Raw genomic sequence first — 21,914 nt, 5'->3', positions numbered from 1 at the left:
TCCGTTCGCCGGTAGGCCACCGGGGCCCGGAGGCGCTACGACTGCCGGCGGATCAGCGCCTCCTGGACGGCCGAGGCGACCAGCCGGCCGTCCAGGTCGTAGAACTCGCCGAGCGCCAGGCCGCGGCCGTCCGAGGAGGACGGGCTGCGCTGGGCGAACAGCAGCCACTCGTCGGCCCGGAACGGGCGGTGGAACCACATCGCGTGGTCCAGCGAGGCCATCAGCAGCGTGGGCGGCTCGGTGCGTTGGAAGAAGTTCGGCTGCTCGTCCAGCCCGGCGGTGGAGGCCAGGGTGAGGTCGGACAGGTAGGTGAGCGCGCCGGCGTGCAGCAGCGGGTCGCCGTCCGGAAGTGGGGAGGCGGTGCGCATCCAGACGAACTGCTGGAGCAGTCCGGGGACGGACGGCGGCACCCCGGGCGACCCCGGCGGGACGAAGCGCACGTCGAGGTCGCGGAAGCCGCCGCTGGCCGCCACCATCCTGCGGACCTCCTCCGGGGCCTCGGCGACGGCGTCCGGCAGGGACTCCGGGGCGGGCAGCGGCGGCATCTCGCGGCGGCGGTCGCCGCCCGGCTCGGGGTGCTTGAGGGAGACGGAGAGCGAGAAGATCTCGTTCTGCTTCTGCATGGCCGTCACCCGGCGGGTGGTGTACGAGATGCCCTCGCGCACCCGCTCGACCACGTAGTCGATCGGTCGGGTCGGGGTGCCCGGCAGCAGGAAGTAGCCGTGCAGCGAGTGCACCGGGCGCCGGTCCTCGCAGGTGCGCCCGGCGGCGACGAGCGCCTGCGCGGCGACGTGGCCGCCGAAGGCGCGCATCGGGGCACCGGCGTGGCAGTAGCCCCGGAACGTGTTCTCGTCCAGCTGCTCGAGCTCCAGCAGCTCGGCGAACGGGGAGGTCGGGCGGGCGTCCCGGGCGGCCCGGACGGGCGGTTCGGTCAGGTCGGTCACGAGGCCATAGTGGCAGAAGCCAACCGTGTCGTGGTGTGACGTGGGTAACTCGGCGAGGGTGGGGGTTTGACGGAGGGTGCGGTAGAACACGTTTCAGTCGTGCGTCGTTCTGATGGGACTGCCAGACCCCTCGGTCAGTGACAACATTCAGCGAACAGATGTTGAAATCTGTTCGCTGAACTCTGATCGCTGAAAGCTGTCAGCTGAACTCCGTCACCTCTTCGCGCACCGCGGCCGTCTCCGGAGCCGTCCCTGCCACGGCTTCCCGCTCGCCGACGACCGGAGGTTCGAAGCTGCGCGGGGCGGCGGTGACGGCGCGCCACCACAGGCGCAGCGCGGGCGGGTCGGCGGGCTCGAAGGGCTTGCCCGGCCGGGGCATCGCGAGGCGCGCGCCGAGCGCCTGGGCGGCGGTGACCACCCGCTCGGCGGGCTCCTCCCAGGGGTGCAGCGCGAGGTTGAACGTGCACCAGTGGATCGGCAGCAGCAGCTCGCCGCCCAGGTCCAGGTGCGCCCGCACGCCCTCCTCGGGCGTCATGTGCACCTCGGGCCAGAAGTCGCTGTACGCGCCGACCTGCACCATCGTCGCGTCGAACGGGCCGAGTCGGCGGCCGATCTCGGCGAAGCCGGGGAAGTAGCCGGTGTCCCCGCTGTGGAAGAGCCGGTGCCCGCCGCCGGACACCACCCAGGAGGCCCACAAGAACAGGGCGCTGGTGCGCGGGCCGCGGCTGCAGTAGTGGCGGGCCGGCGTGGCGGTCAGGGTCAGTCCGGCGACCTCGGCGGACTCCCACCAGTCCAGCTCGACGATCCGCTCGGCCGGCACGCCCCAGTGCTCCAGGTGCGCCCCGACCCCGAGCGGTACGGCGAACACGGCCTCCGTCCCGATCAGTGCCCGGATGGTGGCCATGTCCAGGTGGTCGTAGTGGTCGTGGGAGACCACGACCACATCCACCGGCCCGAGTTCGGAGAGCGGCAGCGGCACCGGGTGCAGCCGCTTGGGGCCGGTCCAGGCGAACGGGGAGCAGCGCTCGCCCCAGACCGGGTCGAGCAGGACGCGCCGCCCGCCGATCTCGGCGAGCACGGTGGCGTGGCCCAGCCAGGTCAGCCGCAGCCCGGACTCCGGCGGTGTGGCCAGGTCGGCCGGGAGCAGCCGGTGCACGGGTACGGCGGCGGCCGGGAACCGGAGGGTCTTGTCCCCGGTCAGCTGGGCGCGGGTGATCTCCAGCGGGCTGCGTTCGTACACCAGGCGGCGGGTCGGCACGGGGTTGCGGAAGGCGCCGTCGGCGAACTGCGGGGAGCGGCGGATCCGGGCCAGCCGCTCGCCCCGGGGCTCGGCGCCGAACGCGTCGGTCCGGACCCGGTGCCAGGCGGCCCGGGGCAGCCCGGCCAGTCCGGGGACGGCGCGCTCGGCGGCTCGGTCGGTGGCGGGGCCCGCGGGCGGCGGGGCGAACTGCGAGGACAGACCGGCGAGGCGGGAGAACCACGGGGCGGGGCGGGGCACGGCTCCTCCAAGGACGGTCACGGCTACCGGGCGTGCCGGGACGCGCACCGCAGCGGCGGCCGGGGCACTGCGAGCGGCCGAGGTCGCTGCGATACGACAACCATCTCGTCGGAGGTTACTCGCCGTGGGCCGTCCGGACCTGGTGGAGGGCTCGGCGCGGTCCAATCGGGGGACCGCCGTACCCGCCGTACCTGCCCCACCCGGCAGGCATCGGCGGCGCGGCCCGCCGTACCCGCCATATCCGCCGTACCCGCGGTACCCGCCCCACCCGGTCAGGCGTAGAAGCGGGTGATCGTCTCCGCGACGCAGTGCGGCTTGGCGCTCTGCTCGCTCCTGATGGTGAAGCGCACCACGGCCTGGACGCCGCCGGGTACCTCGGTGGCCGAGAGCAGCTCGGCGGTGGCCCGGATCGCCGTGCCCACCGGCACCGGCGCCGGGAAGCGCACCTTCTCGGAGCCGTAGTTCAGCGCCATCCGCACGCCCTCGACGGCGTAGCACTCCTTCGCCAGCACCGGGATCATCGACTGGGTCAGGTAGCCGTGCGCGATGGTCGAGCCGAACTGGCTCTCCTTAGCCCGCTCCGGGTCGACGTGGATCCACTGGTGGTCGCCGGTCGCCTCGGCGAACAGGTCGATCTGCCGCTGCTCGATGGTGTGCCACTCGCTGGTGCCCAGCTCGGTGCCGACGGCGGCGGTCAGCTCGGCGAGGGAGGCGAAGGTCGTCACGGTGCGCTCCTGGTGGGGGGACAGGCCCGGGGAGGGGTCAGGACGCCGGAAGCGTATGCCTACCCACCGGTATCTGTCAGGAGCCCGAGCGGAAGCCCCCGGCAGGAGGCCGAGCGGAAGATCCCGGCCGAGCTGCTCACGGCCGCAGCGCGGCGCGCCCCGGGGCGCCCTGCCCGGTCGGGAACAGCCGCCGGCCGCTGACCAGCTCGGGCACCAGGGCGACGAACAGCGGCTCCGGGTCGCCGGTCCACGGCCGCAGGCCGGAACGCAGCACCCGCCGCACCTGCTCGGGGTCGCGCACCACGTCGGAGCGCCCGTGCACCAGCACGCTCCAACCGGTGCGGGTGAGGGGGTCCAGCAGATCGGCCTGGAAGGCGACCACGGTGCCGTCAAGCCCGCGCGCGGTGGTACTTCCCCGGCGCACGGCGAGCACCAGCCGCCCGTCCAGGACCTCGAAGGAGACCGGCAGGACGGCCGGCAGTGCGTGCTCGGTGTACACCACGCGCCCGACGGGCACGGTGCTGAGCAGTCGCAGGCACTCGGCCTCGCTCAAGGTCTCCACACGGTCCTCAGGCTCCATGCGTCCGATCGTCCTCGGTCGGCGCGGGCGTCGATAGGGCCCATGGTCCCTGGGCGGACGGGTCGGGAGCCCCGTCGGCGGCCGCCCGGGGCGATAGCCTGCCCGGCGGCGGAACGGTGACGTGGACCGGAACGGTGACGTGGACCGGAATGGTGCGGCGAGCGGTGACGCGGACGGTGGCTCGCCCGCGAAGTGCTCGGCGGGCGCACCACAGTGGCGGGCGGCGGCCCCGGGTGCGCCGGGGCCGGCCAGGAGGGGGAGACCGATGGCGGGTGGGGTCGATCTGGTGGTGATCGGGGCGGACGGCGGGCCCGACCGGGCCTTCGGCGGTGCGGCGCTCGCGCCGGAGGGGGCCCGGCTGCTCGCCGAGGTGCTGCCCGGGATGTGCTTCGACACCGGCGCGGCCGGCTGCCGGGTCACCGCGGCGCCGCCGGATGCGGACGCCAACGCGATGCTCACCGCCGTCCGGGACGCGGCCCAGCACCCGGGCCGCTGGCTGGTGGTCTGCGTGGTCGGCCAGTTGGTGGCCGACCCGCGCGGGCGCCGGCTCGCCCTGGTCACCGGCGGCAGCACCCCCGACAACGCCTACCGCAGGGGCCTGGCCTGGGACTGGGTGGTCAGCGCGATGGTGCACGGCGACCAGGAGGAGGCGCTGCTGCTGGTCGACGCGGTGGCCGACCGGGACACCTGGGCGGCCCTGGAGCGCGGCGGCGAGGACAGCGCGGGTGAGCTGCTGAGCTTCCCGCGCGTCCCGCTGTGGGGCCGGATCGGGCGCTACGCCCCGGGCAGACGCGGCCGGGACGCCGTACTGCCGGGCGGTGAGGGCTCGTTCAGCCGGGCGCTGACCACCGTCCTGCGCCAGGGCGTTCCGGGTGCCCCCGCGGCCGTCGCCCCGTCGGACCTCCAGCCAGCCGTGGCGGCACTGACGGACGGGCGGGAGTCGGCCGGTAGTTCGGGTGCGCCGGGCGCGCGCCTGCTCGTTCCGCCGCAGGGCGGACGCCTCTTGATGCGCAATCGGGCCGCGGTTCGGGGCGCATTGGCCGGATTGTCGCTTTCCGAAGAACTGTTGGCCGTTCTGTGGCGGGAAAGTGCCCCGACGGAACCGCCTTCCGCGTAAGGTCAGGGGGCCTGAGGTGTTGCCGTGATGGGGTGGGTTGGCGAAGAATCGATCCCCAGCGGAAAGACCGGCGGGACAGCGGAATTCTTCTGGCGGCCGTGGATCACGGATCGGGTCGGTCGCGACGAGGTGGGGCCATGCGGCAGCGCGGAAATGTGTTGCGCCCTGGGGCCGTTGGGGTCGGTGGGGCGATTCTGGTGTTACTGCTCGGCGCTTGTGCGAGCGGTGGTTCCGGCGGTTCCGTCGATCACCTCGGGGCGACGGCGCCCACGGTTGCGGGAGCGGCTCCGGTAACTCCTTCGAGTGGTTCGTCAAACGCCTCGATCGCGCCGACCGACGGACCGGAAGGGGCGATGGGCCGACTGGCCCTGAAGACTTATCAGGACTGGTGGCAGGCGCAGGCCGACGCCTTCGCCCGTACGGATTCGGACGGATTCTCGCTGGAGTCGTACTCCTCCGGACGCGCACTGTCGGACGTCCTGGTCGGACTCCGCCAACTTCACGACGCCAAACTGGTGATGACCGGAACGCCGCGCAATTCCGCGGTGGTCAAGGCCATTGACCTCAAAGCCGATCCGCAGACCGCCGTGATCGAGGACTGCGTCGATGTGACCGACTGGCATCGTGTCGATGCCGTCACGCGGGCCGCGAAAGATCCGGCCCAACGGCTGAACCGCTACCTGGCGACGGCGTCCCTGCGCTGGTTCCAAGCACGTTGGCTGATCTACGACTTCAAGCGGGAGGTGGACCGGACATGCTGAACAGGCGCTATCGGGCCCGGCGATTCGTGATCCTCGCACCGTTGTCCGCCGGGTTGCTGCTGTCCACGGCGGCGGTGGCGTCGGCGGACGAACCACCGAGCGGGGGTGCCACCCAATGTGCCCCCGACAAGATCTGCTCGGACGTCCACACCGGCGGCAAGACCCCCGATCCCGGCTCCACCCAGTCGGGCGGTGGCGGCGGCTCGTCCGACGGCCCGCTGGTGTGCAGCTACCACGGGGTGGAATGGGCCTGCCACGACCCGGAACGCGGCTGGTTCAACAGCGACGTGGGCTGCTACTTCAGGGTGCAGGACCCCCAGCCGCCGGAGGGCGCGCCGGAGTGGGAGGGGCACAAGTCCACGGAAGGCGCGATCTACACGAAGATCTGCCCGCAGACGGGCGGTGGCACGGACGGCGTCCAGAGCGTGTTCGAGTCGAGCGCGCCGGCCGGTCCGCCGGTGCTGAACCTGGCGGCCGTCGGTCTCAGCCTCGCCCACGAGATGAAGTTCCCGAAGCCGGCCGCCGGCGTGGCACCCAAGGGCACGGCCGTGGTCAAGGCGCCGGTCTGGCTCTGGCTGGACGGCGTGCGGGCGCCCGATCCGAAGAAGCTCGAGGTGCCCGGAGCCTCGGTCACCGTCACGCCCGTGCTGAAGAACGTGACCTGGACCTTCGACACGGGCGTCGAGGTGACCTGCGACAAGCCCGGAACGCCGTACGACCCGAAGTACGGCGCCGCCGCGTCGCCGGACTGCGGGTACGCGTTCGCCGTCGGATCGGGCACCAAGAAGGACGGGGTCTTCGCCGGCACCGTGACGGCGAACTGGCAGGGCCACGTCGTCGTGACCGGGCCGAACGCCAAGGTCTTCGATGTCGACATCCCGCAGTCCTCGAAGTTCACGCTCAAGGTCGCCGAGGTGCAGGTCCTCAACTGACCGCCGCACGGCGGCGATTCGACTACTGACGATCCGGCAACGTACAAGGGAAGGGCGGAACCCGGTGGAGAACCGTACATTCGCGACGCCGGGATCCGGCACACCCGCGGGCGCCGGGGCCTCCGTGGCGCTCCCGGAGCAGCAGGAGCAGGCCGGCGGTCCGGGCAAGGGCCGTGGCCGGGGGCGGGCGGTGCCGCACGCGCCCGGGCGGACCATGCGGGCGAGGCGGCGGCGCCCGGCGGTGCTGGCGATGGCGATCGCGCTGATCGCGGCCGGCGGGCTGGGCGGGGCCGTCCTCTACAACAGCACCGGCCAGCGGGTCGCGGTGCTGGCGCTCGCCCGGGACGTGCCGTGGGGCCAGGTGATCACCGAGGACGACCTGGTGGTGGCCCGGATCGCGGGCGACCCGGCGCTGCACCCGGTGTCGGCCCAGGACCGGACGAAGGCGGTCGGCATGCGGGCCGCCACCGACCTCAAGCGCGGCGCGATGCTCACCAGCGGCGACCTGGCCCAGGGCCTCACCGTGCAGCCCGGGCAGATCGTGGTCGGGGTGTCGGCCAAGCGCAGCCAGCTGCCCGCCAGCCGGCTCCAGCCCGGGGTGCAACTGGTCGTGGTCTACACGCCCGACAACGGCCGGGCCGACTCGCTGGCCGCGACGGTGATCACCGTCGGCCGGGTGGACACCGACGGCAGCCAGGTGATCGACGTCGCGGTCGGCACCGCGGACGGGCCCCGGCTGGCGCAGTGGGTGGCGAGCGGGCGGATCCAGGTGCTGCTGGCGCCGCGCGGCGCCTCGGCCGGGGGCGCGGGCGGCGGCACCACGCCCGGCCCGGCGCCGAGCGGCAGCCCCGCCGTCGGTGCTCCTTCCGCCGCTGCGCCCCCGGCCGGGACCGGTGCGTCCGGGGCCGCCCCGACCGCGACCGGGGGCGCCTGATGGCGGTGATCGCGGTGGTCGGCGGCCCGGGCGCGCCCGGCGCGACCACGACCGCGCTGGCCCTGCTGCTGGCCTGGCCGCTCCAGCCCGGGCGGCGCATCCTGCTGGTCGAGGCCGACCCGGACGGCGGCGCCGTGCTCGCGGGCGCCCTGGAAGGCCGGGTCGAAGCCGTCTACGGGCTGCGCAACCTGGCCGTGGCCGACCGGCGCGGACTGCTCGCGCAGACCATCTGGGAGCAGCTGATCGACCTCTCGCCGGACGGCGACGCCGAACGTCTGCTGCTCCCCGGACTCACCGACCCCACCCAGGCCCCCGGGCTCGCCTACACCTGGGAGCCGCTCGCCGAACTGCTGCACGCCGTCGAACAGCAGGGCTACGACGTCATCGTGGACCTCGGCCGCTCCGGCGCCACCGGCGCGAGCGCGGTGCTGGCCCGCCGGGCGGACGTGGTGGCGGTGACCGTCCGGACCACGCTGCGCGGACTGAGCTCGATCCGGCCCCGACTGTCCGCCCTCGCCGAGGACCTGGCCTCCGCCGGCACCGGCTCGGACGCGCTCGGGCTGCTGCTGGTCGCCGAGGGGCCGTACACGCGCGCGGAGGTGGCGCGCGAACTCGGGCTGCCGGTGCTCGGGATGCTGCCGCACGCCACCCGGACGGCGAAGGTGCTCTCCGACGGCGGCGACACCACCGATCGGCGGTTCATCCGCTCCGAGCTGATGCGGACGGCGCGGTCGGCGGCGGACGAGGTGCAGCTGCTGGTCCGCCGCAGGCGGCAGCGGCTCGCGCCGGGCGCGGGCTCGGCGGCGCGGCCGGGTCAGGCGCCGGCCCGGCTGTCGGCGGCCGCTCCGGTGGCGGGCGCTCCGGTGGCGGCTGCGGTGCCGACCCCGGCGGTGCCCACCCCTCCGGTGCCGACCCAGCCGGTGCCGACGCCCGCCCCGACCACGTACGGACAGGCCCCGTACAGCCAGCCCGCGTACAGCCAGCCCGCGTACAGCCAGCCCGCGTACGGGCAGACCGCGTACAGCCAGACCGCGTACGACCGGGCCGGGTACGGGCAGTCGCCCTACGGTCCGGTGGAGGCCGAGTCGCCGTCGTACACCCCGCCGCAGCCGGTTCCGCCGGCGATCATCACCGGTCCGGTGGCGCCGCTGGCCGGGCTGGCGCCGCAGCCGGCCGCACCGGCGCCGTTCCCGGCGCACGTGCAGTCGCCGCAGCGGGCCGAGCAGGACGACCGGTACCCGCTTCAGCAACCGACTGTGACGGATGATCAGGTGCAGGTGAACGGGCAGTACCCGCACAACCCCGGGGAGGTGCTCCGTGCGCGGTAGCCCCCTGCACCAGCGCCCGGCGGCCGACCCGGCCGCGCTGCCCTGGGCCGCTCCGGCGGCCGCACCGATGCCGACGGTCACGCCGACGGCCACGCCGCCGCCCGCGACCGGCCCGGTCGCGCCGCAGCCCGTGGCCCCCGGCCCCGTCGCCCCCGGCCCGGTCGTGCCCGGCTCGGCCGCGCCGACCGCCGTGCCCTCCCAGCTGCCCTCGCTGGACGTGCGTGGCTCCGCCACCCGGCCGGTCGTCGACCCACAGGTCGCCCGGGAGCTCAAGCGTCAGGTCGCGGCCGAACTGCACCAGCAGATCAGCCGGTTGACCACCGCCTCCGGTTCCGAGCCGGACCGCGCCACCCGCCGTCAGCGCGGCCGGGCGCTGATCGAGGAGGCCGTCGCCCGCTGGTCCGACGCCTACGCGCAGACCCACGGCATCCCGCCCACCCGGGAGCAGGACCGCGCCCTCGCCGAGGCCGTCTTCGACCTGCTCTTCCGGGCCGGCCGGCTCCAGCCCTACCTGGACGACCCGGAGATCGAGAACATCCTGATCAACGGCTGTGACGACGTCTGGGTCTCCAAGGTGCACCAACCCCTGCGCCAGGTCCCGCCGGTGGCCGAGAGTGACGCCGAACTCATCGAACTGCTGCAGGACTTGGCCCGGCAGCACGGCGGTGGCGAGCGCAGCCTGTCCACCGCCAGCCCCACCCTCGCGCTGCGGCTGGAGGGCGGCATGCGCCTGCAGGCGCTCACCGAGGTGACGCCCCGCCCGTACGTGGCGATCCGGCGCCACCGGGTGGCCTCCGCGACGCTGCCCGAGATGGTCGAACTCGGCACCCTGGACGCCACCTTGGCCGCCTTCCTGGCCGCCGCGATCCGGGCCCGGAAGAACGTGATGATCACCGGCACCCAGGGCGTCGGCAAGACCAGCCTGCTGCGCGCGATGGCCGCCGAGATCCCGCCGGACGAGCGGATCGGCACCCTGGAGTCGGAGTTCGAGCTCTGGCTGCACACCCTCGGCCACCTCCGTCAGGTCGTTCCGATGGAGGCCCGCGAGGGCAACGGCGAACGCGTCGAGGGGCGGCTGGCCGGGGAGTTGACGATCGGCGACCTCATCCCGGCCGCGCTGCGCATGACCCTCTCGCGCATCATCGTCGGCGAGGTCCGCTCCGGCGAGGTCGTCCCGATGCTGCGGGTGATGACCAACGGCGAAGGCGGCTCGATGTGCACCCTGCACGCCCGCGGCCCGCACATGGTGGTCGACCGCATCGCCGAACTCTGCCTGGAGTACGGCTCGCACATGACCGACTCGCTCGCCTACCGGCTCACCGCCAACGCCCTGGACCTCATCGTGCACGTCACCATGGTCGACGAGACCGCCGTGGGCGGCCGCCGGCACCGCTTCGTCTCCCACGTCCTGGAGGTCACCGGCCTCGGCGAGAGCGGTCGGCCCGCGCTGAACACCGTGTTCGGCCCCCGGCCGGACCTCGGTGAGCCGCGGGCCGTCCCGCACACCCCGCCGCAGTGCCTGGACGACCTGCGCCGGGCCGGCTTCGACGCCGGACTGCTCGACTCCCGGTACGGGAGTTGGGCCGCCCCGCTGCAGCTGCGGATCGGCGGTGGCGCGCGGTGATGCTGCTGTTCGCCCTGTGCGGGCTGGCGGTCGCGGGCGGCCTGGTCGCCCTGGCGGCCTGGTCCCGCGGCAGCGAGCCCGGTGACGAGGACGCGGCCGCGCGGACCAACCCGCTCGCCGGGCGCGCCCACGTGTTCTGGTACGGCGCCCCCGGGGCGGCCGCGCCCCGGATGGTGCGGCTGCGCCGGGTCCAGCTGCCGCTGGCGCTCGTCGGTGGGCCGCTGGCCTGGCTGTTCACCGGCATCCCGCTGACCGCGCTGCTGGCGCCGCTGGCCATCTTCGGCCTGCCCTGGCTGTTCGACACCACCCGCGCGGACACCCACCGGATCGAGCGGCTCGAAGCGCTGTCCGAATGGACCCAGCGGATCGCCGACGTGCTGCTGCTCGGCGTCGGCCTGAACCAGGCCATCGTCACCAGCCGCCGCACCGCCCCCGCCGCCCTGGAGGACGAGATCGGCGAGCTGGCCGCCCGGCTGCAGGCCCGCTGGCGGCCCGAGGAGGCGCTGCACGCCTTCGCCGACAGCCTGGCCGACGCCACCGCCGACAAGGTGCTCGCCGCGCTCGTGCTGCGGGCCGGGGACAGCGGACCGGGCCTGGCCCGCACGCTGTCCGACATGGCCGACTCGGTGCGCGAGGAGGTCCGTCAGCGTCGCGTCATCGAGGCCGACCGGGCCAAGCACCGGACCACCATCCGCTGGCTGGTCGGCATCATCGTGCTGGTCGTCACGGTCGGCTCCTTCAACACCGAGTACACCCGGCCGTACGGCACCTTCCTCGGCCAGCTGGTCCTCGCCGTGGTCGCCGCCCTCTTCGTGGCGATCATCGCCTGGATGCGGGCGCTGGCCTCCCACCCGCCGGTGCCCCGGCTGCTCACGCCGGACCGGCGCAGCAGGAGCAGGCGGCGGACGGGCGCGCAGACGCCCGAGGCCGAGCCGGCCGAGCAGCTCGGGGAGGCCCGATGATCTCCCCCTGGTCCGTGCTGGCCGGCGCCGTCGCGGCCGGCGGCCTCGCCCTGCTGGTCGCCGAACTGCGGCCCGCCGCCCCGGACCTGCGCCAGGCGCTGGACCGGCTGCACGCCGTCCCGGCCGACCGCGAGCAGGACCCGGACGAGCGGCCGCGCTGGTACGACCGGATCGGCGAGCGGTCCGTCCACCTGCGCGGGGTCTCCGTCCCGCGCCGCGAACTCGCCCTGATCGGCCGCACCCCGGCCCGGTTCATGGTGCACAAGCTGCTGTTCGCCGCGCTCGGCCTGGTGCTGCCCGCCTACCTGGGCGCGATGGCCGGGCTGATGGACATCGGCCTGCCCTTCGCGCTGCCGCTGGTCGCCGGGCCGCTGCTGGCCGGCCTGCTCTGGTTCATTCCGGACGCCATCGTGCGCGGCGAGGCCAAGGAGGCGCGCACCGAGTACCTGCACGGCCTCGCCGCCTACCTGGAACTCGTCGCGCTGGAGCGCGCCGCCGACTGCGGCCCCGCCGAGGCGCTGCGCCGGGCCGCCGCGGTCGGGCAGGGCGCGGTGTTCCGGCGGATCCGCGACGCGCTGGAGCGCGCGGCCACCGACCGGCTCCCGCCGTGGGCCGGACTCGACGCGCTGGCCGAGGAGTTGGGACTCACCCCGCTGCAGGACGTGGCCGACATCATGCGGCTGTCCGGCACCGACGGTGCCGCCGTGTACGACACCCTGCGGGCCCGCGCCAAGGGCCTGCGCGGCGAACTCCTCGCCGAGGACCTCGCCCGCGCCAACGCCGACAGCGAGCGCATGGTCGCGCCGGGGGCCGCCCTGACGCTGCTGATGACCGTCCTGATCGTCTTCCCGGCGCTCCACCAGATGCTCAACTGACGCCCGACCGAGCCCGACCGAGTCTGACCGACGCCCGTTCCAGAGCAGCCGACACCACACCACCCCACACCACATCGCACATCCCCGGGAGAACCCGATGACCGTACGACTCGCCCAGCTGGCCGGCCGGGCACTGCGGCCCGTCCTGTTGCCGGTGCAGTTCGCCCTGCTGCTGTTCACACTGCGGCTCGGCCGGCTGCGGGCCGCCCGGGCGCGTGGCGACCGCGGCGCGATCAGCATCGAACTCGCCCTCGCCATCATCGCGTTGGTGTTCGTCGCAGGCGCCGTCGCGACCGCGCTGTACCTGCTGAAGGACAAGGTCGTCCAGAAGGTGGAGCAGGACCCGAACCTGCCGGGCGGCGCGGCCGCGGGCGGCGCCACCAAGTGATGCGCCGTCCTCTCCGCCGCGGAGCCGACCGGGGGTCGATGAGCGTCAGTCTCGCCATCGTCTTCCCGGTCGTCCTGCTGCTCCTGCTGCTCGTCGTCCAGGCCGCACTGTGGTGGTACGACCGGCAGGTCGCGCTCAGCGCCGCCCGCGAGGGCGTGGACGCCGGGCGGGTGCAGGGGAACGCGACGGACGAGGTGAAGAACGAGGCGGCGCGCCGGCAGGCCCGGGACTTCCTCGACCGGCAGGGCGCGCACGACTACACGGTGCGGACCGACGGCAGCACGCCCGAGACCATCCGGGTCACCGTGGAACTGACGCCGCCGCTGCTGATACCCGGGCTCTCGGCGCCCAGCGTCACGCAGTTCGCCGAGGCGCCGCGCGAGCGCTTCGTACCGCCGGTGGTGAAGCCGTGAGACCGGGGCTGCCCGGTGCGCGCCCGCCCGGTTCACGCCTGCGCCGGTGGCGCCCCCGGCGGCGGGACCGCGGCGGGGTCGCGATCGAGGCGGCGATCGTCGTGCCGCCCGTGGTCGGGCTGGTCCTGGTGGCCATCGCCGCCGGACGGGTGCAGACCACGGCCGGCAGCGTCGAGGCCGCCGCCCGCGCCGGCGCCCGGACCGCCTCGCTGCAGCGCAGCGTGGACGGGATGGACCAGCCGGCCAGGGACTCCGCCTTCGCGTCGCTGCGCCAGCAGGGTGTGTCCTGCCGGAACGGCGACGTCCACGTGGTCAAGGGTGAGCTGGACCTGCCGGGCGGCCCGGTCACGACCGTCAAGGTCACGGTGGTCTGCGACGTCGAACTGGCCGACCTGCTCGGCGGACCGTCCGGAGTGCCCGTGACGAAACACCTCGTCGGCGAGTTCACCTCGGTGGTGGACCGCTACCGGGGCACATGACGACGCGCGCCGCCGCCACGGCGAAAACGGGGGATTGGAGGCGGCCCCCGCGGGGGAGACGCAAGCGGAGAGCGCTCGGGGGATGACGCAACGGTACCGAGTGGCGCCCGGTGGGGCCGGTGGGGAGAACAGCGTGCGGATTGGGGGGAGGGGATGCGGGTGGTGAGCCGTCTGCGGCGACGGGCGCGGGCGCGCCGGTCCGACCGGGGCGCGGTGGCCCTCTTCGTCGCCATCTGCGCGGCCTACGTCGTCCTCGTCATCGCCCTGGTGATCGACGCGGGCGGCCGACTGCGGGTCGCCGAGCGCACCGACGCCTACGCCCAGGAGGCCGCGCGGGTCGGCGGACAGCAGCTCGACCAGGCCGCCGTGCTGCAGGGGGCGGGCTTCAAGGTCGAGGAGAAGTACGTCCGGGACGCCGCCGACGCCTACCTCGGCCTGTACGGCCTGAAGGCCGGCGGCATCGAGTTCTCCGGTGACGGCAAGGTCGTCACCGTCACCGTGCAGGCCGACTACCGGCCCGTCCTGCTGGGCGCCCTCGGGGAGCGGAAGGTAACGGGCAAGGGCAGTGCGACCCTCGTCCACGGAGTCGAGAAAGCGGAGACCGACTGATGGCCGCGCCACGTGCCAAGGACCAGGCCCGAACCGCCCAGGCCCGTACCGGCCGGGCCGGAGCCACGCATACCGGAGCCACGCACAGAGGCGGCGGGGGCACGCGACGGCCCGGCGCGCCGACGCCCCGACCGCCGCGAGGCGGCGGCCGAGGCGGCGCCCTGATCACCGCGCTCGCCGCGCTGGTCACCCTGCTCGTCCTGCTGGTCGGCGTCCCCGCGCTGCTGCTGTACGGCACCCACGCGGTCGCCGGGATGGGCGACGTCGCGCCGGGCGGCGTGGGCGAGGCGCTCACCAGCCCGGACGACGGACGGCTGTTCCTGTGGGCGCTGGTGGGGGTCGGCTGGCTCGCCTGGGGGTGCTTCGCGCTCTCCGTCCTGCTGGAGATCCCCGCCCAGCTGCGCGGCCGGATCGCCCGCCGGATCCCGGCCTTCGGCTGGAGCCAGCGGATCGCGGCCGGGCTGGTCGGTTCGGTGCTCGCCCTGCTGCCGGTGGCCGGCTCGGCCTTCGCGGCCGTGCCCGAACTGGCCCACACTCCGGCCGTCCAGGCCCAGTTGACCCCGGGGGTGCAGCGCGCCGCCCTGCCCGCCGCGCAGTCCGCGCCCGCCCTGACACCCGCCGCCGAGCAGCAGCCCACGTACACCGTGCGGGACAGCCGGCCCGCCGACAGCCTGTGGTCCATCGCCGAGCGCCAACTGGGCTCGGGCGAACGGTGGATGGAGATCGCCAAGCTCAACGACGGTCGGGTGATGGACGATTCGGGCATCCGCTTCGACGCCGACCGGCCGATCCAGCCCGGCTGGGAACTGCTGATGCCGGCGGACGCCAAGCCGGACGAGGCGAAGAGCCCGGCGCCGGCACCCGCGCCCGCTCCGGCGCCCGCGCCCTCGGGCGACACGACGCAGGGGACTCCGCAGGGGGCCTCGCCACAGGGGACCTCGCCGCAGGCCGGGACGGAGCCGGGCGCGGGCACGGGCGGGCAGCGGACCGTCACCGTGCAGGCCGGGGACAGCCTGTCGGCCATCGCCCAGCGGGAGCTGGGGGACGGGGAGGAGTGGCCGAAGCTGTTCGAGGCCAACAAGGGAGTGCAGGCACCGGACGGGGAGCAGCTGACCAACCCGGACGTGGTGGTGCCGGGGATGGTGCTCACGGTGCCGGGGGCGGCCGCCACGCCCGCGCCCGCTCCGGCCCCTGCTCCGGCGCCGGTGCCGGCGCCCGCTCCGGCCCCAGCGCCCGCTCCGGCCCCTGCACCGGCTCCCGCGCCGGCGCAGGGCGCGCCGCAGCCGGCGCCGGCGCCGACGCACGCGCCCACCCCGGCGCCCGCGCCCGCCGCGCACGCCGACCCGGCTACCAACGACGACTACACCGTCGCCCTCACGGCCTCCACCGTCGGCATCCTGCTCGCCGCCATCATGGTCGGCACCGTCGCCCACAAGCGCGGCACCCAGCAGCGCGCCCGCCGCCCCCGGCACCGCATCGCGATGCCCGCCGCCGAGGCCGCCGCCTTCGAGAACGAGCTGATGGCCCGGCAGGACCAGGCCGGGCTCGAACTGCTGGACCGAGCACTGCGCACCCTGGCCCGCAACACCGTGCGCGGCGGCAAACGCCTGCCCGCCATCGTCGCCGCCCGGATCACCCCCGGCCACACCGTCGAGCTGCACCTGTCCGGACCGGCCACCCCGATCGCGCCGTTCCGCGCCGCGCACGCCGCCAACGTCTGGTGGTGCAGCGCCGAGTCCGGCGACATGCTCAGCGCCGCCCAGGCCCGCAAGACCGCCGCGCCGTACCCCGCGCTGGTCACCCTCGGTACCTCGCCCGACGGCTCGGTGGTCCTCGCCGACCTGGAGGCCGTCCGGTTGCTCCACCTCTCCGGCCACCCGGACGACGCCCGCGACGTGCTGCGCACCCTCGCCATCGAACTCGCCCACAGCCCGCTCGCCGACCGGCTCCACCTGCACCTGGTCGACCTCGCCGAGGAGGTGCCGATCAGCGGCCCGGCCGCCGAACGCGTGCACCGCCACACCACCCTGGAGGCCGCGCTCGCCGCCCTCGGCCCGCGCACCGCCAAGGCCCGCGCCACCCTGGTCGCCGCCGAGGCCGCCAGCCCGCGCGACGCCCGCAGCCGGGGCCAGGCCGACGAGTCGTGGATCCCCGAGATCGTGCTCTGCGCCCAGCAGCCCGGCGGCGGGATCCCCGCCGAACTCGGCCGGCTGCTCGACGGCCGTCCGCGCACCTGCGTCGCCGTCATCACCCTCGCCCCCGAGCGCGGAACCGGCCCGGTCGCCCGCTGGACCCTCCCGACCACCGGCCAGGCCGCCATCCCCGGCCTGCACCTCACCGTCGAGCTGCAGCGGCTCAGCGCGCGGCAGTACGACCAGGTCGCCGAGCTGCTCCGGGCCGCCGACGACACCACCCAGCACCCCGCCCCGGCCTGGACCCTGGACGGGCCGGAGGACACCGACACCACCGAACTGCCCGCCGCCGTACCGGTACTGGTCGCCGTCGGGGCCTCCGGCGGTGCGGCGGAGAGCGGTGCGCCGGAGAGCGGTGCGGACACGGCCGCCGGCCCGCGGCTGCTCGCCCGGGTCATCGGCACCGGGGCCAGCCCGTTCGCGGGCACGGACCCGGTGACGCCCGCCCCGGCGCCGACTGGTCCGGCTTCGGTTCCGGCCGGTCCGGCGCGTTTCGCGGTCAACGGGCAGGGACGGCAGGCGGCGGGCGACGAGGCCACCCGGGACCTGCGGCGGCCGGGAGCGCCGGAGGCCGAGGAGCCGGAGGGGACCGCTGCCGGGGTCGGCGAGGAGGCGACTGGCGAGGTGGTTGCCGGGGCGGTGGACGCCCCGGCGGAGGCCGCTCCGACGGCCGTGCTCGCCGTCCAGCCGGTCGTGCCGCGTCCGGTCGCCCCGGAGCCCGTCGAGGAGCCGCAGCCGACTGTCGAGACGGGACCCGCAGCCGCAGCCGTGTCCGAAACCGAGGCCGCGGCCGCGGCAGTGGAGACCGAGCACGCCGAAGCCGGCGCCGCCGAGCCCGTGGTGGAGCCCGGTCCCGCCTCCGGATCCGCCTCCGAGCCCGGCTCCGCTGCCGTCGCCCCCGTCGCCCGGACCGCACCCGGTCGCAGCGACAGCGACGACCTGCTCGCCATCCTCCGGTCCCCGGAGGCGCACGCCGCCCGCAACGCGCCCCGGATCCGGCTGCTCGGCCCGGTGGACGTCGCGGGCGTCCTCGGCACCGCCGAAACCGGCGCGCTGCCCCGGCTCACCGAGCTCGCCGTCTACCTCGCGCTGCGCCCCGGCTCCGACCACCACGCCCTCGACCACGACCTGCACCCCGGCGCCGCACACCTCGACCCGCATCCCACCGCGGCCGACGCCAAGAGCCCGCTGCCGGGCAAACTCGCCGACCTGTCCGCCTGGTTCGGCATCTCACCCGAGGGCCGCGCCTTCCTGCCCACCGACACCACCGAGGGCTACTCGTTCACCCCGGCGGTCACCTGCGACTGGGACGAGTTCCGCAGCCTCTACCGGCGCGGCATGCGCAGCACCAGCGCCACTGCCGACGCCGCCCTGGCCCACGCGCTCGCCCTGGTCCGCGGCGCCCCGTTCGCCGAGGCCCCGCCCGCCTCGTACGGCTGGGCCGAGGCCGAGCGCCAGGACATGATCGCGGCGATCGTCGACACCGCCCATGAACTGGCCGCTCGCCGCCTGCAGTACGGCGACCACCGCAGCGCCGAGGCAGCCGTCTTCCGCGGCCTCGCGGTGGCCCCGGACGTCGAACTCCTGCACCGGGACCTGTTCTACGCCTACGCCTCGGCCGGCGCACGCGACCAGCTCCTGCGCGCCGTCAACCGGCTGGACGCCCTCAGCCGCCGCACCGGCCGCGACCTCGACTCCGACACCGTCACCCTGCTGCGGGACCTGCTCGCCGGGTCCTGAGGGGCTCCGTTGCGGGGAGGAACCGTCCTCGGCCGCGTGGCATCCGCCGGTGCCGGTGCCGGTGCCGGTGCCGGTGCCGAGGCCGGTGCCGCGCGGTCGGGGCACGCCGTCGGCAGCCGTGGAGCGGGGTGCGGAGGAGGATGAGCGCGGTGCTCGGGAGTCTGATCGCGGTCCTCGGCACCCTGCTGGGGCCCTCAGCACCCACCTCGTCCAGCAGCGGGCCGCCGCGCGGACCGAGGCGAGGGCACGCGAGGAACTGCTGCGCCAGGAATGCCTGGCCGCGTACAGCGGGTTCGCCGCGGCCGTGACCGAGCTCAAGCGGGCGGTCGTCACCGTATGGCTGCGTCGGTCGGACCCGCTCGCCTGCGGACCGGTGCTCGCCGAGGCCGACCGGCTGGGCGCCCTGGCCGAGACGGCGCGGTTCCGGCTGCGACTGGTGTCCGGCCGTCCCGAGCCGCTCGCCGACGCCGCGTTCGCGTGCGTGGGGGCGTTGCGCGAGGCGGCCGACCGGGTCGAACTCAAGGACCAGGAAGCCGAGTTCGAGGCGGCGGTCGCGGCGTTCATCGCCGCCGCCGCGGAGCGCCTCGCGGTCGCGCCCCACCCGAGGCCGTAGCCGACCGGGCGGTTAGTGCTCCGACAGTGTGCTCGGATTTCGTGCACGGAGTTCTTGCTCAGATGGTGCGCAGCCAGGTCTCCAGGGCGGTGAAGTCCGCCTCGGTGAGGCCGCGTTGGGGGTTCACCCGGTGGAGGAGTGCGCGGGCCGGGGAGTGGGTCGCGACCCAGCGGCGGTCCGCCTCGGTGATCTCGTCGTCCAGCCAGGCGAACGGGCGGTCGGCAGCCCAGGCCACCAGCGTGCGGGTCTTCCAGTGCACGCCGCCCGGCTCGTCCTGCTCCTCCAGCGGCCAGTCCACGACGGGCAGTTGCGGAAGACCCAGCCACGGTGCGAGGCAGTCGTTGGCGTCCTCCAGCCAGGTCGTCGCCCACACCAGGTCGCAGCCAAGGCTCAGCAGGCGCGGCCCCAGCGCAGGGTTGGCGCGGGTCAGCAGGGGGTTCCCGCCCGGCGTCGCGCCGGAGCCCGACGGGCTGCGGTAGGTGGGGTAGCCGCCCGGGGGAGCGGAACCGAAGGGGATCAGCGGTCCGTCCACGTCGAGGAAGAGCAAGGGGCGGTCGGTACCGGTCATGGCGGCACGATAGCGGGCGCCGCGGGCGGCCTGACGAGCCGATCGGCGACCCGGCCTGGATAGGGTGCGCCGGGATCTCGTAGGGTGGCGCGCACGGAGTGTGGTGGCAAGCACCACACAGGCAAGGGCATCAGACGCCGCGGGGCGGCGGGGCGGGGCGGTGACCAGGAGATGGCGGAGACGACAGCGGTTTCCGGAGGCCCCGACCCGGCAGCGGACTCGGGCCCCTGGGACGCCGTACCGCCACCCCCGCGGGTCCCGTCCGAGGAGCACCCGCCCGGGCCCGCCGCGCTCTACGAGCCGCCGCCCGCACCCCCGGCCGTACCGGCTTCGGTGCCCGCTGCGGCGCCGGCTCCTACTCCCGTCCCGGCGCCCGCTTCCGCGCCCGCTCCGGCTGCGCAGCAGCCCCTGCAGGTGCCCACGCCGCCGCTCGCCCCTCCGGCGGGTCCGCCTGCCGGTCCGCTTGCCGGTCCGCCTGTCGCGCCACCCGTTGCGCCGACCGGATGGACGCTCACCGGCCTGCCCGCCGCAGGTGCGGCGTCCTCGGCGACGCCGCCGCCGTTCCCGGTCGCGGGCGCGGGCGGAATGCCGGGTGGCACGCCGGGTGTGGCCGCCGGCGGGCTCGGTGGTCTCGGTGCCGCGCCGCGCGGACGGATCCTGGTGATCGAGGGCGGGTACGGCAACTCCGGCCGCCGCACCTGGGGCCGGGGCGGCCCGACCCAGGCACCGGTGCTCTCGGCGATGCTCGCCGCCGTCTCGCCGCAGGTCCTGCTCGCCGCCGACGCGGTGGACGCCGTCCACCTCCCGGGCGCCAGCGACCCGCACACCGTCCTCGCCCACCTGCGGGCCGCCTCCCGGCACCCCGGGCCGCTACTGGTGCACGTGGGCGGCCACGTGGTCGCCGACAAGCGCGGCGGCCAGCTGCAGCTGACCCTGCGCGACGCCAGGCAGGACGGCCTGCCCTGGCAGGCCATCGCCGCCGAGCTGAGCCACCGCCCGGCCGAGTGGCAGACCCTGGTCATCGCCGACCTGAGCGCCGACCAGAACGCCTGGCCGTACCTCCAGGGCACCGTCTCGCCGCTCAGCGAGGGCATCCCGCTGTGGGCTGTCGTCAGCCCGGACCCGGAGCAGATCGGCACCTTCACCCGCGCCCTGATCGAGGCACTGCACGGCGGCCTGCCCGGCGCGGGCGAGGTGATCGCGCCCGAACAACTGCGGCAACAGGTGTACTCGGTGCTGCGGCCGGACGTGGTCATCCTGGCCACGCACGCCACGGACCGTCCGTTCTTCCGCAACACCGCCCGGCGCGGCGACGGCCCGGTGGCCGACCTGCCGCCGGTGACGGACGCGGTGCCGCTCGCGGACGCGGTGCCCGCGTTCCCGCCGCCCGCGGCACCGCTGCTGCCGCGTCCGGCGCAGCCGCAGGACGACGTCGCCGCGTGGCCGGTACCGGCCCCTCCCTCCGATCCGGTGGGCGTCGGCGGCCCGGTGAGCCTCGTCAAGCCGGGCGTGCCGCCCACCCCGCCCCGGCCGGCCCGCCCGGTCAGCCTGCTGAAGGCGGGCGAGTCCGTGGTGGCACCGGGCGTGACCCTGCGCAAGGCGACCCCGGCCGACACCGCGCCCGAGGACACCGTGCCCGAGGAGATTGCGCCCAAGGCCGGCGTCACGCTCCTCAAGGGCCGGCCGGAGGCACCCGAGGCCGTAGTCGAGGCCGAACTCCCGCAGGTGGAGGACGCGGTGGCGGCCGCGGAGGCCCTGGCCTCGGAGGCGGCCGAGGTTGCCGACGTCGCGGAGACGCCGGAGGGCGCCGAGAAGACGGCAGAGGAGGCCGAGGAGACGGCAGAGGAGGCCGAGGAGACGGCCGTGGCCGTGGAGGAACCCCGGGACGCCGTCCCGGCCGAGGCCGCGCCGACCGACGAGGCGCCGACCGACGAGGCGCCGACCGGCGAGGTCGCGGCCGACGAGGTCCCCGCCGACGCCGTGCCGACCGACGCTCCGCCCGCTCCGGGGGAGGCTCCCGCCGATGCCCCGGCCGATGCCCCCGCTGATGCACCGGCGGCCGGCCGGCCCCGCGCGGACTACCGCGAGGTCATCGGACGGATCGTCCGCAGTGCCGACGCCGGGGACCATGCCGCCGCGACCGACCTGGCCTTCGCCCTCGAACTGGAGGCGATCGCCGAGCACGGCGCCGTCTCCGAGCCGGTCCTCCAGGTGCGCCAGGTGCGGGCGCACGTGTGCCGACTCGCGGGCCGCCCGGCCGAGGCCGCGGACATCTACCGCGAGGTGGCCCTGACGCTGCTCCGCTCGCAGGGTCCGGAGCACCCGGAGACCCAGCAGGCGGCCACCAACGCCGAGGCCTGCTGGCGCTCGATCACCGACCGCGCGGAGGCCATCCGTATCGCCCCGGAGATCATCGAGCTGCGCGCCTATCTCCCGGGTCCCGAGGGCCGCAAGCTCCGCGCCGCCGAGCGCTACCTCGCCCAGCTGGCCGCCACCGGCTGACGGGTAACCGAAGACAGCTGACAGCGGCCAGCTGACAGAGAACAGCAAACAGAAAACAGCGGACAGCTGACAGATTTCGAAATCTGTCAGCTGTCCGCTGTCGTTTGTCAGCTGTGCAGCCGTCCGGCCC

The 21,914-nt window shown here is 75.2% G+C and carries 20 protein-coding genes; 15 read left to right on the top strand and 5 right to left on the bottom strand.

Annotated features, from left to right (window positions below):
* Nucleotides 1–35: 35 nt before the first annotated feature.
* From ACIBEC_RS00680 to ACIBEC_RS00665, 4 genes are all read right to left on the bottom strand, one after another.
* Nucleotides 36–944, bottom strand: coding sequence for an acyl-CoA thioesterase domain-containing protein (locus ACIBEC_RS00680; protein WP_360489941.1), 909 nt, complete (start codon nucleotides 942–944; stop codon nucleotides 36–38).
* A 199-nt stretch (nucleotides 945–1,143) separates the two neighbouring features.
* A complete protein-coding gene (locus ACIBEC_RS00675) occupies nucleotides 1,144–2,331 on the bottom strand; it encodes an MBL fold metallo-hydrolase (protein ID WP_360490673.1) in 1,188 nt (395 codons plus the stop codon).
* A gap of 383 nt (nucleotides 2,332–2,714) precedes the next feature.
* Nucleotides 2,715–3,167 (bottom strand): MaoC family dehydratase, encoded by a 453-nt coding sequence (locus tag ACIBEC_RS00670; protein WP_360489939.1) that lies wholly within the window; start codon nucleotides 3,165–3,167, stop codon nucleotides 2,715–2,717.
* Nucleotides 3,168–3,303: 136 nt separating this feature from the next.
* Nucleotides 3,304–3,747: a pyridoxamine 5'-phosphate oxidase family protein gene (locus tag ACIBEC_RS00665; RefSeq protein WP_360489937.1), complete on the bottom strand. Its 444-nt coding sequence runs from the start codon at nucleotides 3,745–3,747 to the stop codon at nucleotides 3,304–3,306.
* Between the two features lie 265 nt (nucleotides 3,748–4,012).
* Between ACIBEC_RS00665 and ACIBEC_RS00660 the strand changes: the two genes are divergently transcribed.
* The 14 genes from ACIBEC_RS00660 to ACIBEC_RS00595 all read left to right on the top strand — a co-directional run bounded on the left by ACIBEC_RS00660 (nucleotide 4,013) and on the right by ACIBEC_RS00595 (nucleotide 18,714).
* Complete coding sequence (locus tag ACIBEC_RS00660; protein WP_360489935.1) at nucleotides 4,013–4,864, top strand: hypothetical protein; 852 nt, start codon at nucleotides 4,013–4,015, stop codon at nucleotides 4,862–4,864.
* Between the two features lie 353 nt (nucleotides 4,865–5,217).
* Nucleotides 5,218–5,625, top strand: a complete 408-nt coding sequence (locus ACIBEC_RS00655) for a hypothetical protein (protein WP_360489933.1) — start codon at nucleotides 5,218–5,220, stop codon at nucleotides 5,623–5,625.
* Complete coding sequence (locus ACIBEC_RS00650; RefSeq protein ID WP_360489931.1) at nucleotides 5,619–6,557, top strand: hypothetical protein; 939 nt, start codon at nucleotides 5,619–5,621, stop codon at nucleotides 6,555–6,557. Before ACIBEC_RS00655 ends, ACIBEC_RS00650 begins: the two co-directional genes overlap by 7 nt.
* Nucleotides 6,558–6,621: 64 nt before the next feature.
* Complete coding sequence (locus tag ACIBEC_RS00645) at nucleotides 6,622–7,491, top strand: SAF domain-containing protein (protein WP_360489929.1); 870 nt, start codon at nucleotides 6,622–6,624, stop codon at nucleotides 7,489–7,491.
* Nucleotides 7,491–8,819, top strand: coding sequence for a hypothetical protein (locus ACIBEC_RS00640; protein WP_360489927.1), 1,329 nt, complete (start codon nucleotides 7,491–7,493; stop codon nucleotides 8,817–8,819). Before ACIBEC_RS00645 ends, ACIBEC_RS00640 begins: the two co-directional genes overlap by 1 nt.
* 67 nt (nucleotides 8,820–8,886) lie before the next feature.
* Nucleotides 8,887–10,443 (top strand): ATPase, T2SS/T4P/T4SS family, encoded by a 1,557-nt coding sequence (locus ACIBEC_RS00635; RefSeq protein WP_396287672.1) that lies wholly within the window; start codon nucleotides 8,887–8,889, stop codon nucleotides 10,441–10,443.
* Entirely contained in the window at nucleotides 10,443–11,405 is a 963-nt protein-coding gene (locus ACIBEC_RS00630; RefSeq protein WP_360489923.1) for a type II secretion system F family protein, read from the top strand. The genes ACIBEC_RS00635 and ACIBEC_RS00630 overlap by 1 nt, the downstream gene beginning before the upstream one ends.
* Complete coding sequence (locus ACIBEC_RS00625; RefSeq protein WP_360489921.1) at nucleotides 11,402–12,280, top strand: hypothetical protein; 879 nt, start codon at nucleotides 11,402–11,404, stop codon at nucleotides 12,278–12,280. The genes ACIBEC_RS00630 and ACIBEC_RS00625 overlap by 4 nt, the downstream gene beginning before the upstream one ends.
* Before the next feature lie 97 nt (nucleotides 12,281–12,377).
* Nucleotides 12,378–12,668, top strand: coding sequence for a hypothetical protein (locus ACIBEC_RS00620; protein WP_360489919.1), 291 nt, complete (start codon nucleotides 12,378–12,380; stop codon nucleotides 12,666–12,668).
* A 38-nt stretch (nucleotides 12,669–12,706) separates the two neighbouring features.
* Nucleotides 12,707–13,081 (top strand): TadE/TadG family type IV pilus assembly protein, encoded by a 375-nt coding sequence (locus tag ACIBEC_RS00615; protein ID WP_360489917.1) that lies wholly within the window; start codon nucleotides 12,707–12,709, stop codon nucleotides 13,079–13,081.
* Complete coding sequence (locus ACIBEC_RS00610) at nucleotides 13,078–13,560, top strand: TadE/TadG family type IV pilus assembly protein (RefSeq protein ID WP_360489915.1); 483 nt, start codon at nucleotides 13,078–13,080, stop codon at nucleotides 13,558–13,560. Before ACIBEC_RS00615 ends, ACIBEC_RS00610 begins: the two co-directional genes overlap by 4 nt.
* A 159-nt stretch (nucleotides 13,561–13,719) precedes the next feature.
* Nucleotides 13,720–14,169: a hypothetical protein gene (locus ACIBEC_RS00605; protein ID WP_396287649.1), complete on the top strand. Its 450-nt coding sequence runs from the start codon at nucleotides 13,720–13,722 to the stop codon at nucleotides 14,167–14,169.
* Nucleotides 14,169–18,101: a LysM peptidoglycan-binding domain-containing protein gene (locus tag ACIBEC_RS00600; RefSeq protein ID WP_360489911.1), complete on the top strand. Its 3,933-nt coding sequence runs from the start codon at nucleotides 14,169–14,171 to the stop codon at nucleotides 18,099–18,101. The genes ACIBEC_RS00605 and ACIBEC_RS00600 overlap by 1 nt, the downstream gene beginning before the upstream one ends.
* A gap of 49 nt (nucleotides 18,102–18,150) precedes the next feature.
* Nucleotides 18,151–18,714 carry a hypothetical protein gene (locus ACIBEC_RS00595; RefSeq protein ID WP_396287648.1) on the top strand — a complete coding sequence of 188 codons (564 nt, stop codon included), beginning with the start codon at nucleotides 18,151–18,153 and terminating at the stop codon, nucleotides 18,712–18,714.
* Between the two features lie 58 nt (nucleotides 18,715–18,772).
* Here ACIBEC_RS00595 and ACIBEC_RS00590 read toward each other — a convergent pair whose 3' ends face one another.
* Nucleotides 18,773–19,282 carry an HAD domain-containing protein gene (locus tag ACIBEC_RS00590; RefSeq protein ID WP_360489907.1) on the bottom strand — a complete coding sequence of 170 codons (510 nt, stop codon included), beginning with the start codon at nucleotides 19,280–19,282 and terminating at the stop codon, nucleotides 18,773–18,775.
* A 585-nt stretch (nucleotides 19,283–19,867) separates the two neighbouring features.
* On the opposite strand from ACIBEC_RS00590, the gene ACIBEC_RS00585 reads away from it, so the two are divergent.
* The gene (locus ACIBEC_RS00585; RefSeq protein ID WP_360489905.1) at nucleotides 19,868–21,784 is read left to right on the top strand and encodes a hypothetical protein; all 1,917 of its coding nucleotides are present in this window, start codon (nucleotides 19,868–19,870) and stop codon (nucleotides 21,782–21,784) included.
* Nucleotides 21,785–21,914: the final 130 nt, after the last annotated feature.

This window comes from Kitasatospora sp. NPDC051164 (genome assembly GCF_044455625.1).
In the GTDB taxonomy this organism is placed as follows: domain Bacteria; phylum Actinomycetota; class Actinomycetes; order Streptomycetales; family Streptomycetaceae; genus Kitasatospora.
Note: the sequence above shows the minus strand (reverse complement) of the source record. Positions and strands in the feature narration are given on the sequence as shown.

Excerpts from the sequence above, each read along its gene's own strand:
- ACIBEC_RS00665 (WP_360489937.1), bottom strand. The coding sequence starts at position 3,747 with ATGGAGCCTGAGGACCGTGTGGAGACCTTGAGCGAGGCCGAGTGCCTG.
- ACIBEC_RS00660 (WP_360489935.1), top strand. The coding sequence starts at position 4,013 with ATGGCGGGTGGGGTCGATCTGGTGGTGATCGGGGCGGACGGCGGGCCC.
- ACIBEC_RS00655 (WP_360489933.1), top strand. The coding sequence starts at position 5,218 with ATGGGCCGACTGGCCCTGAAGACTTATCAGGACTGGTGGCAGGCGCAG.
- ACIBEC_RS00650 (WP_360489931.1), top strand. The coding sequence starts at position 5,619 with ATGCTGAACAGGCGCTATCGGGCCCGGCGATTCGTGATCCTCGCACCG.
- ACIBEC_RS00640 (WP_360489927.1), top strand. The coding sequence starts at position 7,491 with ATGGCGGTGATCGCGGTGGTCGGCGGCCCGGGCGCGCCCGGCGCGACC.
- ACIBEC_RS00635 (WP_396287672.1), top strand. The coding sequence starts at position 8,887 with ATGCCGACGGTCACGCCGACGGCCACGCCGCCGCCCGCGACCGGCCCG.
- ACIBEC_RS00630 (WP_360489923.1), top strand. The coding sequence starts at position 10,443 with ATGCTGCTGTTCGCCCTGTGCGGGCTGGCGGTCGCGGGCGGCCTGGTC.
- ACIBEC_RS00625 (WP_360489921.1), top strand. The coding sequence starts at position 11,402 with ATGATCTCCCCCTGGTCCGTGCTGGCCGGCGCCGTCGCGGCCGGCGGC.
- ACIBEC_RS00620 (WP_360489919.1), top strand. The coding sequence starts at position 12,378 with ATGACCGTACGACTCGCCCAGCTGGCCGGCCGGGCACTGCGGCCCGTC.
- ACIBEC_RS00615 (WP_360489917.1), top strand. The coding sequence starts at position 12,707 with ATGAGCGTCAGTCTCGCCATCGTCTTCCCGGTCGTCCTGCTGCTCCTG.
- ACIBEC_RS00600 (WP_360489911.1), top strand. The coding sequence starts at position 14,169 with ATGGCCGCGCCACGTGCCAAGGACCAGGCCCGAACCGCCCAGGCCCGT.
- ACIBEC_RS00590 (WP_360489907.1), bottom strand. The coding sequence starts at position 19,282 with ATGACCGGTACCGACCGCCCCTTGCTCTTCCTCGACGTGGACGGACCG.
- ACIBEC_RS00585 (WP_360489905.1), top strand. The coding sequence starts at position 19,868 with ATGCCGGGTGGCACGCCGGGTGTGGCCGCCGGCGGGCTCGGTGGTCTC.